The organism is Pseudomonas sp. 1121_17, from assembly GCF_052850745.1.
Map to the genome: position 1 here is coordinate 118,429 of NZ_VXCX01000004.1, position 14,748 is coordinate 133,176.

The 14,748-nt window shown below is 65.2% G+C and carries 3 protein-coding genes; 1 reads left to right on the forward strand and 2 read right to left on the reverse strand.

The window, feature by feature from the left end; all coding sequences use genetic code 11:
* Positions 1 to 38: 38 nt before the first annotated feature.
* Entirely contained in the window at positions 39 to 12,992 is a 12,954-nt protein-coding gene (locus tag FW789_RS10730) for a non-ribosomal peptide synthetase (protein ID WP_446431433.1), read from the reverse strand.
* 289 nt (positions 12,993 to 13,281) lie between these two features.
* Here FW789_RS10730 and FW789_RS10735 point away from each other — a divergent pair, with 289 nt between their 5' ends.
* Entirely contained in the window at positions 13,282 to 13,812 is a 531-nt protein-coding gene (locus FW789_RS10735; protein ID WP_446431434.1) for an RNA polymerase factor sigma-70, read from the forward strand.
* A gap of 3 nt (positions 13,813 to 13,815) precedes the next feature.
* Here FW789_RS10735 and FW789_RS10740 read toward each other — a convergent pair whose 3' ends face one another.
* A complete protein-coding gene (locus tag FW789_RS10740; protein ID WP_446431487.1) occupies positions 13,816 to 14,619 on the reverse strand; it encodes a substrate-binding periplasmic protein in 804 nt (267 codons plus the stop codon).
* Positions 14,620 to 14,748: the final 129 nt, after the last annotated feature.

The window sequence follows — 14,748 nt, forward strand, 5'->3', positions numbered from 1 at the left end:
CCGGCGAGCGGGCGACAGGCGCCCGCCCGCCGCAGCTGTCAGAAGCCTTCCAGCTCGGCCATCAGGTCGCTCAAGCGGTCGACTTTGTCGTCATCCAGCACACTGCCCTGCAGCCCTTCGACATACAGCGCCAGCTCCTCGACCGTGCTGCACTCGAACATTGCCCGCAGCGGCACGTTCAGCTGCAGCTGCTTCTGCACCCGCGAAGCGATCTGAGTGGCCAGCAGCGAGTGGCCGCCAAGCTCGAAGAAGTTGTCGCGCACGCCTACCCGCTCGCTGCCGAGCACATCGGCCCAGATCGCGGCCAGTGTCACTTCCAGCTCGCTGCGCGGCGCCAGGTAGTCCTGGCTGTGCTGAGCACCTATATCGATGGCTGGCAGCGCTTTGCGATCGAGCTTGCCGTTGGCGTTGTGCGGCAGGCTGTCGAACCAGCCCCAGTGCAACGGCACCATGTACTCCGGCAGGTCGCTGCGCAGGCGCTGTTTGACCTGTTCAAGCAAGGCTGCATCGGCAGTCACGCCGTGATGCGCCACCAGATAGCCGACCAGATGCTTGCCGTTGACGCCTTCCTGCACACCGACAGCGGCGTCGCGGATCTCGCCTTGCTCATGCAGGCGCGCTTCGATCTCGCCCAGCTCGATCCGATAACCGCGGACCTTCACCTGATGATCGATGCGGCCGACGTATTCGAGCACGCCGTCTACCCGGCGCCGGGCCAGATCACCCGTGCGGTACAAGCGTTCTCCCGGCGCGCCGTATGGATGCGGGATGAACGCCAGTGCCGTGCGCACCGGGTCGCCGACATAGCCGCGGCCCACCCCGGTGCCGGCCACGCACAACTCGCCCACTGCACCCAGCGGCACCAGAGTCTGTTCTTCACCCAGCAGGTACAGCCGGTTGTTGTCGGTCGGCGTACCGATCGGCAGGTAGCTGCCTTCGGTCGACGCTGCATCGACGCGGAAGAACGCCACGTCATCCGAGCACTCGGCCGGCCCATAAGCGTTGACCAGGCCAATCGCCGGGTAGCGTTGCAGCCATTGCGCGGCCAGCTCGGGCGGCATCGCCTCGCCGGTTGGCAGCATCCAGCGCAGCCGGTCCAGGCGCTGCTCGGGGTTGGCGAGCATGCCCTGAATCAGCGACGGCACGCTTTCCAGCACGCTGATCCCGCTCGCCTGCACATGGCTGAGCAAGCCTTGCGGGTCATGCGCGATGGCGTTCGGCACGATCTCCACGCGGGCACCAAACAACGGCGCGGCGAGGAACTGCCAGACCGAAATATCAAAACTTTGCGACGCGGTCTGGGCGATCACGTCGTGCTCGTCCAGCCCCAGGTACGGCACCTTGCTCAACTGGTTGTTGAGCATGCCACGCTGCTCGACCATCACCCCCTTGGGCAAACCGGTGGAGCCGGCGGTGTAGATCACATAGGCGAGGTTGTCCGGGCCGCTGTAGACGCCTGGGTTATGGCTAGCCACGGCGCTGGCCTGAATTTCTTCCCACACCAGCAAGGTTGGCCGTACGGCACCGGCCAGCTCATCCAGCAGTTGCCGCGCCTGTTCGGCGTGGGCGGCGGTGCACACCAGCAGCGGCGTGCGGCTCAGCTCGACGATGCGTTGCAGGCGCGCCGCTGGCAGCCCGGGGTCGAGCGGCAGATAGCCCCCGCCGGCCTTGAAGCTGCCGACGATCATGCCCAGCAGCGGCAAGCCACGCTCGGCCAGCAGGGCTACGGGTTGATCGATGGCGACGCCCGCTGCGAGCAGCGCGTGGCCCATGCGGTTGGCGGCCAGGTTGAGCCCGGCGTAGTCAAAACTGGCCTCCAGGCAGCGCGCCACGAGCCGCTGCGGATGCGCGGCGACGCGTGCTTCAAACAGCTCGACATAGCTCTGCTCAAGGCTATAGGCGTGCTCGCTGCGGTTGCAGTCTTCGAGCAGGAAGCGATGTTCTTCAGCGCCGAGCAACGCCAGCGCGCTGACCTCGCCGTCAAAGCCCTCGACCAGCGCCAGCAGCAAGCGCTTGAACTCGGCCAGCAAACGCTCGACCGTGGCGTGATCGAAATAGCGCTGGTCAAACGACAGGTGCAGGCCCAGGTCATCACCGGGGTAGCACACTGCGGTCAGCGGGAAGTTGGTGTGGGTCCGGCCCGAGTCAGAGCTGGCATTGAGGTGCTGGGCGTGGTCGAGCACGGCGGTTTCCACTGGCGCATTCTCGAACACGAACAGGCTGTCGAACAGCGCCTGGCCCTTGGGCAGCTCGCTGCGCTCCTGAATCGCTACCAACGGCAGGTACTCGTATTCACGCAGCTCCATGTTGCGCTCGAGCAGGCCCTGCAGCCACTTCCGCACACTTTGCTGCTGCCCCGGCGCCGGCAATTGCACACGCAGGGCCACGCTGTTGATGAACAGGCCAACCGTGCGCTGCATCTGCGGCATACTCACCGGCCGCCCAGCCACGGTAACGCCGAAGACCACGTCGCGCTCGCCGCTGTAGCGCGCCAGCACCAGTGCCCAGGCCGCCTGGGCGAAGGTATTGATGGTCAACTGGTGGGCCTGGGCCAACTCGCGCAGGCGGGCGCCCTGCTCGACCTGAAGGCGGGTATAGCAGTCGCCGACGATCATGCCGTCGCCGGCGTGGTCGTGGCGCAGCGGTCGGTCGCTGGGCAGCGCCGTGGCACGCTCGAATCCGGCCAGGTTGGCTTGCCACCACTGGCGCGCTTCATCGAGATTCTGACGTTGCAGCCAGCCGATGTAATCGCGATAGCGCGGCGGCACTGGCAGTTGCGCCTGGCGGCCCTCACCGAGCGCCTGATAGATCTCGAAGAAGTCGTTCATCAGCAACGAGCGGCACCAGGCATCGATCAGGATGTGGTGATTGCTCATCATGAACCAGTAACGCTCGTCGGCCACGCGCACCAGGCGCAGGTGGAACGGCGCCTGGCTGAGCAATTCGAAGCCCGCTTCGCGTTCCTGCTTATGCAGCGCTTGCAGACGTTGCTCCTGGGCCTCGTCATCCAGCTCGCGCCAGTCCTGATAGTCGACCGCGGTGTTGCCCGGCTTATGGATGATCTGCAGCATCGCTTCGCCGGCGCTCCAGCTGAACGAGGCACGCAGGGCTTCGTGGCGGGCGACTACCGCCTGCCAGGCCTGGGCAAAGCGCTGCGGCTCGAGCGCGCTGTTGATGCGGTAGCGGTCCTGCATGTAGTAGATGCCGGTGCCTGGCTCGAGCAGGGTATGCAGGAGCATGCCCTCCTGCATCGGCGTCATCGGGTAGACGTCGTCGATTTGCGCAGCGGGTACGGGCAGGCTGTCGATCTGCTCCTGGCTCAGGTGCGCGAGGGGGAAGTCCGACGGGGTGAAGCTGCCGTTGCCATCGGCCAGGCAATGGGCAACCAGCGCCAGCAGTTCGCGGCGATAGTCTTCGGCCAGCGCGGCGATGGTGGCGTGCTCGTAGCGCTCGCTGCTGAAGGTCCAGCGCAGTTGCAGGGCACCGCCGTAAACCTGGCCATCGACGCTGAGCCAGTTGGGCAGCGCTGCGTCGAGGTCGTGGGCCAGGCCCGCCGGCGCATCCAGCGGCTGGAACAGCGCATGCGCATCGAACTGCTGGTCGAACTGGCCGAGGTAGTTGAAGGTGATCCGCGCCTGCGGCAGCGCTGCCATGCTTTCGCGGCTGGCGGCGTCAGCTAGGTAACGCAGTACGCCGTAACCGATGCCCTTGTGCGGCACCTGGCGCAGTTGTTCCTTGATGCGTTTGATCGAGCTTGCCTGGGCCTGATCGTGGTCGCCTGGCTCGATGGCCAAGGCCAGTGGATAGGCATTGGTAAACCAGCCGACGCTGCGGGTCAGGTCGAGGTCTTCGAACAAGCCTTCGCGGCCGTGGCCTTCCAGTTGCACCAGCACTTCGCGGTCACCGCTCCAGCGGCACAGGGTGCGCGCCAGGGCGGTCAGCAGCAGGTCGTTGACCTGGGTGTGATAGGCCGCCGGCGCCTGCTGCAGCAGCTGGCGGGTTTGTTCGACCTCAAGGTTGATGCTCAGGGTCTGTGCATGTCGGTTGAGGTTGCCGCCCTGAGGATGATCGCAGGGCAGCTCACGGCGCACGCCAGCCAGTTGCGTCTGCCACCAGCCAAGCTCATCGCGCAGCGAGTCGCTGCCGGCATAGGTGACCAGGCGCGCTGCCCAGTCGCCCATGGCGTGGGTCTTGGCCGTGAGGTTGGCGCCGCGGTACAGCGCCTGCAAGTCCTCGAGCAGCACCCGCCAGGACACGCCATCGACGACCAGGTGATGGATAACGACCAGCAAACGCTGCTGGCCTTGCCCATCACTGACCAGCAAGGCGCGCAGCAGCGGCCCTTGCTGCAGGTCGAGGCTGCGTTGCACATCGGTATACAGCGCCTGGCAGTCGTCCAGATCGGCGACCGTCGCCGTCCACAGCAGTTGCTCGCTGGTCGGTTGTTGATACTCGCCGTGCCAGCGACCGTTCACCTGACTGAAGCGCAGCCGCAAGCTGTCGTGCTGGACCAGCAACGCGGCCAGCGCCTGTTCCAGGCTCGCCGCCAGCAATGGCTCACGGACCTGCAACAGCACGGCCTGGTTCCAATGCTGTGGCTCGACCACTTCACTGTCGAAGAACCACTGCTGGATCGGCGTCAACGCGCTGCTGCCGACCCGCGCGCCCTGCTCGATCACGCTCGGCGCATCGCTGTGCCTGACCACCGCGGCGAGTGCCTGGATGGTCTGGTGTTGGAACAGGTCGCGCGGGGTGAACTGCAGACCCAGCTGGCGGGCCCGGCTGACCACCTGGATCGACAGAATCGAATCGCCGCCCAGCTCGAAGAAGTTGTCCTGCACGCCAACTCGGGTGACGTTGAGCACCTCCCGCCAGACCTGCGCCAGTTGCTCCTCGAGCGCATTCGCCGGGGCTTGATAATGCAGCTGCACCAGCTCCAGATCCGGCACTGGCAAGGCGCGGCGGTCGAGCTTGCCGTTGCCCATCAGCGGCAGCTGGGCGAGCAGCACCAGGTGTGCGGGGACCATATAGTCCGGCAGGTGCCGGCGGGCATGAGCCTTCAGCGCTTCGCGCAGATCGGCCTGGGTGACCGCGTCGGCGTTGGCCTGAGCGCAGACCAGATAACCGACCAGTTGCTTGCCGCCGGGCAGATCCAGCGCCAGCACCACGGCTTCGTCAATGTCGGCATGAGCTTGCAGGCGGCTTTCGATTTCACCCAGTTCAATCCGGAAGCCACGGATCTTCACTTGCTGGTCGGCACGGCCAACGTATTCGACCAAGCCATCAGCGCGCAGGCGCACGCGGTCGCCGGTGCGGTACAGGCGGCCGCCGTCGCGGCTGAACGGGTCGGCGACAAAACGCTCGGCGGTCAAACCGGGGCGGTCGTGATAACCCTGAGCCAGGCCGGCGCCGCCGATGTACAGTTCGCCGATGCCGCCCTGGGGCAACAGCGCCAGATCGTCATTCAGCACGTACGCGCTGCGAGCGCCGATCACTTGGCCGATCGGCACGCTGCCAGCGTCGGCCGGCAGCGTCGTCGGCGCCAGACACGCGAGCGGCATGACCACGGTTTCGGTCGGCCCATAGGCGTTGAACAGCTGCTGCGGAACAAACGCCTGGCGGATCCGCTGCAGGTGCTCGCCGGTCAGCGCTTCACCGCCGGTGATTACCAGACGCACTGGCAATTGCTCGGCGCTGCTGGCCAGGTATTGAGCCAGCTGGCTGCCGTAGCTTGGGGTAAAGCCAAGAATGTTCACCTGCTGCTCGCGCACCAGCTGGCAGATTTCCTCGGCGCCCCACTGCCCTTGCCCGCGCAAGACCACCCGCGCACCGCACAACAGCGGCGCCACCAGGCGCTCACTGGCAGCATCGAAGTTGATCGAATAGAAGTGCAGCTCGCAGTCGTCGCTGCGCATGCCGAACGCGCTGATCACGGCCTGGCAATGCATGGCGATTTCGCCGTGGCTGACCACCACGCCCTTGGGCTGGCCGGTCGAGCCGGAGGTGTAGATCAGGTAGGCCTGATGTTGCGCCAGGCTGAGGTTGGTCAGCGCAGCATCACTGTAATCAGCCAAGGCTGCGGCATCATCCTCAAGGCACCAACGGCCGACAGTGGCCGGCAGCTCGCCGAGCCGCTCGAACAAATCGCGCTGGCCGAGCAGCAGGCCGATGCGGCTGTCTTCGATCATGTACTGCAGGCGTTGCAGCGGGTATTCCGGGTCGAGCGGCACATAGGCACCGCCGGCCTTGAGGATTGCCAACAGGCCAACGACCATTTCCAGCGAGCGCTCAAGTGCCAGGCCAACCCGCACTTGCGGGCCGACGCCACGCTCGCGCAGCACCCGCGCCAGGCGATTGGCCTGCTGGTCGAGGGCGGCATAGCTGAGGTGTTCACCGGCAAAGGTCAGCGCCAGCGCATCCGGGCTGCGCTGGGCTTGCACGCTGAACAGACCGTGCAGGGTGTCTTGCAGCTCGCCAGCAGGCTCGCCCTGCAATTGGTCAAGCAGCGCCTGTTGCTCGCCCGCGGCCAGCATCGGCAGCTCGCACAGGCGTTGCTGCGGGTCGGCGATCAGCCCAGCCAGCAGCTGTTGCCAGTGCTCGGCCATACGGGCGATGCGCGGTTCATCGAACAGGTCGCGGCTGTAGGTCAGGCAGCAGCCGAGGCGGCCGTCCAGGTCGGTAACTTCCAGGTACAGGTCGAACTTGGTCGCACTGGCGTCGTTGAGCAAGTAGTCGACCTGCATCCCGACCAGCTCGCGGCTTTGCTGGAAGGCCCAGCGCTGCACGTTGCACATCACCTGGAACAGCGGGTTGTATGCACTGCTGCGCGCCGGTTGCAAGGCTTCGACCAGTTGCTCGAAAGGCAGGTCCTGGTGCGACTGGCCGGCCACGATGGTGTCACGCAGTTGCTCGAGCAGGTCGCCTGCACGCATCTGCCCGTCCAGCTCGCAGCGCAGCACTTGGGTGTTGAGGAAGGCGCCAATAAGGCCTTCGCTCTCCGGGCGAATCCGGTTGGCCACCGGCGCACCGATGCGCAGGTCGCGCTGGCCGCTGTAGCGGTGCAGCAAGGCCGCCAGAGTGGCGGTCATGGTCATGAACAGGGTCAGGCCGCGCTCGCCATTGAACGCATGCACCCGCGCCGCCAGGGCCGGGTCGAGATCGAAGCGGTACAGCCCGCCCTGATGGCTCTGCACCGGCGGCCGTGGGCGGTCGCTGGGCAGTTCCAGCAGCGGCTGTTCATCGCCCAGCCGGGCCTGCCAGTAGGCCAGCTGGCGCTGGCCTTCGCCGCCTTCCAGCCATTGCCGCTGCCACACGCTGTAGTCCAGGTACTGCACTGGTAAAGGCGCCAGCGGCGACTCGCGATCATCGACAAAGGCTTCGTACAGCTCACCCAGTTCGCGGGCAAAGATGTCCATCGCCCAGCCTTCGGTGACGATATGGTGCAAGGTCAGGACAAAGTAGTGCTCGCGCTCGCCGGCCTTGACCAGGCAGGCGCGCAGCAGCGCACCGCGCTCCAGATCGAACGGCTGGTGCGCCTGTTGATCGGCCAGCGCTTGCAGGCGCTGTTGGCGCTGCTCGGCAGCCACCGCGCTGAAGTCATGCCACTGCACCTGCAATGGGCTGTGCTCGGCGACGCACTGGTACGGCACGCCGTCGATGCTCGGGAAGGTGGTGCGCAGGGTTTCGTGACGGGCAATCAACGCATGCAGGGCGCGCTCGAAGGCGTCCACGTGCAAGGTGCCGCGCAGGCGCGCCATGCCGCCGACGTTGTAGGCAGGGCTGTCCGGCTCCATCTGCCAGAGGAACCACATGCGCTGCTGCGAATACGACAGCGGCACCGCCTGGCGCCGGTCGACCCGCGCAATAGCGCCTTGCTGGTTATGCTCGCCGCGCTCGCGCAGCCCGGCAATCTCGACACAGAATGCGCCCAGCTCGCTGGCATCGAACAAGGTCTTCAACGGCAGTTCGACGTCCAACGCCTGGCGTGTGCGCGAGACGATCTGGGTGGCCAGCAGCGAGTGGCCACCGAGGGCGAAGAAGTCATCCTGCAAGCCCACCTGCGGCACGCCGAGCACTTCGCGCCAGATTGCCGCGACCTGCTGTTGCAGCGCAGTGTGCGGCTCGACGTGCTGGCGTTGCTGCCAGACCGGTGCCGGCAGCGCCTTGCGCTCGACCTTGCCGCTCGGGCCGATGGGCATCTGAGCAAGGTGGATCAATTGCGCCGGGACCATATAGGCCGGCAGGCGCTCGCTCAGTGCGGCCAGCAGCGCGTAGCTCTGCTCCTTACCGGTGTAATAGCCGAGCAACTGCGCACCAACCGCGTCCTGATGAATCAGCACCACCGCCTGAGAGACGCCCCGCTGAGCCAGCAGGCAGGCCTGCACTTCTTCGGGTTCAACCCGAAAGCCACGGACCTTGACCTGCTGATCGAGCCGGCCCAGATATTCCAGCGCCGCATGCTCGGGCAACCAACGGACGCGGTCGCCGCTGCGGTACAGGCGCGCGCCGTTGCCATCGGCCTGCGGCACGAAGCGCTCAGCGGTCAGCCCTGGTCGGCCCAGGTAACCCCGAGCCAGGCCGACGCCACCCAGGCACAGCTCGCCCGGCACACCTGGCGGGCTCAGCTCGAGCTCGTCATCGAGCACCTGGCAGAGCACGTTGGCCAGCGGCCTGCCAATCGGTGAACGCTCGCCATCGCTGGGCTGGCAATGCCAATGGGTTACGTTGATTGCGGTTTCGGTCGGGCCATAGCGGTTGTGTAGGTGCACCTGCGGCAGTACCTGCAGAACCCGATCACGCAGGCTGGCCGACAACGCCTCGCCACCGGAGAACAGCCGGCGCAGGCTCGTGCAGCTCCCAGCCTGCGGCTCCTCGACAAACACCTGCAGCAACGGCGGGACGAAGTGCAGCGTGGTCACGCCAAATTGCTGCACCAGTTCGGCAATGCGCTGCGGATCACGGTGCTCGCCGGGGCCGGCGAGGACCAACGGGCAACCGGTGAGCAGTGGCCAGAAGCACTCCCAGACCGACACGTCAAAACTGATCGGTGCCTTCTGCAGCAGCACATCGCTGGCCTCCAGCGAATAGCTGGCCTGCATCCACTGCAGGCGCTCGGCCAATGCCCCATGGGTATTGCCGACGCCTTTGGGCTGGCCGGTGGAGCCTGAGGTGTAGATTACGTAGGCGAGGTTGTCGCCTTCCAGATGCAGCCCCGGCGCATGGCTTGGCCAGCTGTCCAGGTGCAACTGGTCAAGGGCGATCACGCTGACCTCGGCACGCTGCGGCAGCTGTGCCAGACAGTCGCTGTGGCTGAGCAACAGGCTCGCGCCGCAGTCGGCGAGCATGAATGCCAGCCGCTCGGCAGGGTAATCGACGTCCAGCGGCACATAGGCGCCACCGGCCTTGAGGATCGCCAGCAAGCCGACCAACAACTGCGGCGAGCGCTGCAGGGCAATCGCCACACAGGTATCGGGGCCGACACCTTTGTCGCGCAGGTAGTGCGCCAGGCGGTTGGCTTGCTGGTGCAGGCTGGCGTAATCGAGGCTGCCGCCGTCCCAGAGCAGAGCCGGCTGTTGCGGGGTCAGGCGCGCCTGTTCGTTGAGCTGCTCGACCAGCAAGCGCTGCGGCGCCGGCGCTGCGGCCTGGCCCCATTGCAGCAGTTGCGTGCGCGAGGCGGCATCAAGCAACTGCACATCGCCCAGCGCCAGCTGCGGCTGCGCGCTGACCTGTTCGAGCAAGGCCAGCAGGTGCTGCGACATACGCCGCACGGTGGCCGCGTCGAACAGCTCGGCGGCATAGTCGAAGGCCAGGCTGAGGCGGCCCTGCTGGTCTTCTTCGCTGTGCAGTTGCAGGTCGAACTTGGCTTCACGGCTGTGCCATGGCAACTCTTCGGCGAGCAAACCAGGCAGGCGGCGCAGCGCTGACAGGTCGCGTTGCTGATGGTTGAACATGACCTGGAACAGGCCCTGCTCACGAGCCTGCGGCAGTGCTTCAAGCAGCTGCTCGAACGGCAGGTCCTGATGCGCCTGCGCCTCGATCGTGGCCTGACACACCTGGGCCAGCAACTGGCTGAACGGCTGGCGGCCATCGAGCTGCGCACGCAGCACCTGGGTATTGATGAAGAAGCCAACCATGCCCTGAGTTTCCAGGCGTGGGCGGTTGGCATTGGGCACGCCAACGCGGATGTCGGTCTGCCCGCTGTAGCGGTGCAGCAGGCCCTGCCAGGCGGCCAGCAGGACCATGAACAGGCTGGCCTGTTGCTGCTCGGCAAGCTGCTTGAGCGCGGTGGTGAGCTGGGCCGGGACTTTTACGCTGAGGCGCTCGGCGCGCAGTGTGCGCTGGCTCGAACGCGGCTGATCGGTGGCCAGATCGAGCACCGGCAGATCATCACTCAATTGCGCTTGCCAGTATTCAAGTTGTGGCGCGGCCTCGCCCTCGGCCAGCCACTGGCGCTGCCAGATGCCGTAATCGGCGTAGCCCAACGGCAGCGCTGGCAGGCTGACGTACTGGCCCTGGCAGCGGGCCGCGTACAGGCGAGCGAACTCATCCAGCAGAATGTTCAGCGACCAGCCGTCAGCGACGATGTGGTGCAGCGTCAGCCACAGCTGGTGCTGCTCATCATCCAGCCGCGCCAGAGTTGCGCGCAGCAGCGGCCCATTGCCCAGATCGAACGGCTGCTGCGCCTCGGCTTCGCGGCGGGCCGCAACCTGCGCGGGGTCCAGCCCATGCAGGTCAAGCTGAGCGAGTTCCAGTTGCAGCTCAGGCAGCACCCGTTGCAGGGCCTGGCCGTCGACTTCGCTGAACACCGTACGCAGCGATTCATGCCGGCTGACCAGCGCTTGCAGGCTGTGCTGCAGCGCGGCAACGTCAAGTTCGCCACGCAGGTGCAGCCCGGCCGGGATGTTGTAGGCTGCCGACAGCGGTTGCAGCTGCCACAGTAGCCACAGGCGGTTTTGCGCCAGCGACTGCACCAGTGGCTGAGCGCGGCCGCGCACGTCGATCTGAGTGCGCTGCTGACCGCCGTCAGCCAGCAGTGCAGCTACCGCTGCGCTGTAGTCAGCCAGCAGCGGGGCGTCGAACAGGGTGCGCAGGCTCAGCTCGATGCCAAGCTCGTCTGCCAATTGCGCGGTCGCCTGCGTGGCGGCAATCGAGTTGCCACCCAGCAGCAGGAAGTGGTCATCGGCCGCCACCGCTTCGACCTTGAGCAGGTCACACCAGATGGCAGCGATGCGCGCTTGCAGAGGCTCTGTCACAGGAGCCGCCGACGCCACGCTGCTGATCGCAGGGAAGCGCGCGTAGCAATCAAGGCTGCCGTCATCCATGCGCTGGCGACAGGCCGCGCGTTGCAGCTTGCCGCTGGAAGTCTTCGGTAGCGCGCCGGGGTTGAGCAGCAGCACTGCTGCCGGTGCCTGCCGACAGGCATCGGCGATCACCTGGCGCAGGGTCTTGATCAGCGCCTCGGGAGCGGTCGACTTCTGCACATTGCGGCTCACTTCGACAGCGACACCGATGCCCTCCTCGCCGTTGTCGTCGACGGCGAATACCGCCACCCGCCCCTTGCGCAGCCCTTCGACTTCGCGCTCGAGGGTCTGCTCAAGGTCCTGCGGGTAGAGGTTTTGCCCACGTACGATGAGCATGTCTTTCAGGCGCCCAGTGACGAATACCTCGCCGTCGCGGATAAAGCCCAGGTCGCCAGTGCGCAGCCAGGTCTGGCCGTTCATCTCGACGAAGGTGCGTGCCGTCGCTTGCGGGTTGCGCCAATAGCCACGGGCGATGCTCGGGCCGGCGGCCCAGATTTCCCCGACCTGGTTATCCGCCAGCAGCTGTTGCTGCTGTGGCTCGACGATGCACACGGCGTGCTCGGGTTGCGGATAGCCGCAGCTCATCAACACACTACCCTCGCCGCTTTCGATACGGTGCTGGGCCAGCGCCTGGGCATCGACCTGCAGAGCAGCAATGCCTTGCGCGCGACGGCTGCCGCTGACGAACAAGGTGGCTTCGGCCAGGCCGTAACTGGCGAAGTAGCTGCTGCGCTCGAAGCCGCATGGCTGAAACTTGCTGGCAAAGGTTTCCAGGCTGTCCTGACGGATCGGCTCGGAACCCGAATACGCCACCCGCCAGCGGCTCAGGTCGAGCCCGGCCAAGGCCGCTTCGCTAACCCGTTCACTGCACAGGCGGTAGGCAAAATCCGGCCCGCCGCTGATGGTGCCGCCGTACTCGCTGATCGCCTGCAGCCAGCGCAGCGGCCGGGCCAGGAAGTACCCCGGCGACATCAGCACACACGGCACACCACTGAAGATCGGCTGTAGCAAGCCGCCGATCAAGCCCATGTCGTGGTACAGCGGCAGCCAGCTGACGATGACGTCGTCGGGGTTCAGGTCGATGCCAAAGCCCTGGCGAATCAGTTGCTCGTTGGCGATCAGGTTGGCATGGCTGACCTGCACGCCCTTGGGCAATGCGGTAGAGCCTGAGGTGTACTGCAAGAAGGCGATGTCATCGCCCGCCAACTGCGGCTCGCGCCACTGCGCCGCCAGCGCCGGGTCGAGCTGGTCGACCGCCAGCAACTGCGGCGCGCCGTCAGCAGCGAGCGCGTCAAGTTCCTGCAGGCTGTCGCGCAGTGCTTCCACGGTCAGCAGCAAGCGCGGCTGGGCATCGTCGATGATCGACAACAGGCGCTGTTGATGATGGCGCTTGGCAGACTCTGGCGGATAGGCCGGCACGGCAATCAGACCCGCATACAGGCAGCCGAAGAACGCCGCGACGTAATCGGCACCGCTGGGGAACAACAGCACCGCCCGATCACCGAACTCGGCCCGCGCCTGCAGTGCTGCGGCGATGGTCCGCGCCCGCGCATCCAGCGCCTGATAGGTCAGTACTGCCTGCTCGCGCGGGTCATCAGCCAGAAAGCGCAAGGCGATCCGCTCGGGGGTCTGCTTGGCGCGTTGCGCCAGGGCCTGGACCAGCGAGTGCGGGAGTTCGAAGGCGTCCGTCATGGGTGTTCCTGCCAGTGTCTGGGTAAGTCGGGCCTGGGCGTTGCCTCGCTGAATGCGGGCGGCGTAGGCGGCCTTGGGTACACAGGGGAACGGATGGGCAGGACAAATAATTAACAGTGCGGGCAGCGAGGGGGATGACTTTGCGAGGGCAGGCTTAGATCAAACACGAATAGATACTCATTAACTTTCGTATTTGACAACCATTATCATTCCGCCTAATTTGTCGCTCGTCGCAGGAAGCGTCCTACCCAAAAGCGCTCCTATTCCTACAAGAGCTAAGGTGATTTCCATGGCGGAACAACTATCCACAAGTAAGTGCGATTCACCCTTACTCCAGGCGTTCGTCGACAATCGCAGCATTCTCCTCAAAATCGCCGCGCGCATCACTGGCTGCCGCTCGCGTGCCGAGGATGTTGTTCAGGACGCTTTCTTCCGGCTCAACGCCGCACCGCAGATCACCTCCTCGATCAAAGCTCAACTCAGCTATCTGTTCCAGATCGTGCGCAACCTGGCCATCGATCACTATCGCAAGCAGGCGATGGAGCTGAGGTATTCAGGCACCGAAGAGGAAGGCATGAACGTGGTGATCGGCAATGCATCGCCCGAGCACACCCACATCAACCTGGCTGCGCTTGAACATATCGCCGATGCACTGAATGAACTGCCCCAGCGCACCCGTTATGCCTTCGAGATGTACCGGCTGCACGGCGTCCCGCAGAAAGACATCGCCAAGGAACTTGGCGTCTCGCCGACGCTGGTCAACTTCATGATTCGCGACGCCCTGATCCATTGCCGCAAAAGCGCCCAGCCCCACACTTGAGGGCTACTGCGGGCTGATCGTCTGGATCTGATAGGGCTGGAAAATCCGCGTCAATTCACCGTTGCTGCGCAGCTGTTGCAACAGCGCGGCAAATGCCTGCGGGCTGATAGGTGCATTCGGGCGCAGCAGTGCGTAATGATGATAAAGCTGATCGACCCGTTCCGAGCCCAGCAACTGCTCGCGGCTGGCAGGGTTGCGCGCAAGAAAATCATTGAAATACGAGCGCGTTACCAGAGCAATGTCGGCGCGGCCACGCTGGACCATGAACAGGTTGCTGTCATGCGAGTAGGTCAAGGTCGCATGGTAGTTCGCACTGAGCTGCTGCGGGTCGGCGTTGAAGTCGGCGAAGGCGTAATGATAGCCGTGGTATACAGCCAGACGCTTGCCATGCAGCTCATCGAAGTAGTTCTGGTCCCTTCCCGGCTGGCGCCGCGCGACAAAAATTTCGGCATCTTCCAGGCCCATGTCGACGGCCTGGTGGGCGACCTGTTGCCAGCCCCACTGAGGGTTCTCGAAAATCGCCATGTCGGTGCGCGCTTGCTCCAGGTCGGCAAAGCGCCGCGGAATCGAGGTGGGCACCAGAACGAAGTGGTAGTCCTTTTGCAGCGTGTTGAGCGCCTGTGTCAGTTGCGGCAGCAGGCCACTGTCGGCGCCCCGCTCCGGACGGACGGTGTAAGGCGGAAAATGCGCCGCACCGACGCGCACCTCGATGCCTGCCTCGGGTTCGGCCCAGGCAGGCGCAACGTGCCCCAGCAGAGCAACCAGCAACAGCGACGAGAAGGCCTTGAGCCTGGGCAGTTGAATCAACACAGACACTTGCAGACACACCAAACCTTGATGCGCCTAAGCTAGGCGTTTTCTGCAAGCGGCACAACCAGCACATATGCCAAAGTGCCATAGGGTGCCTGTTTGGCCGAGTTTGGCTACTCTCTAGCG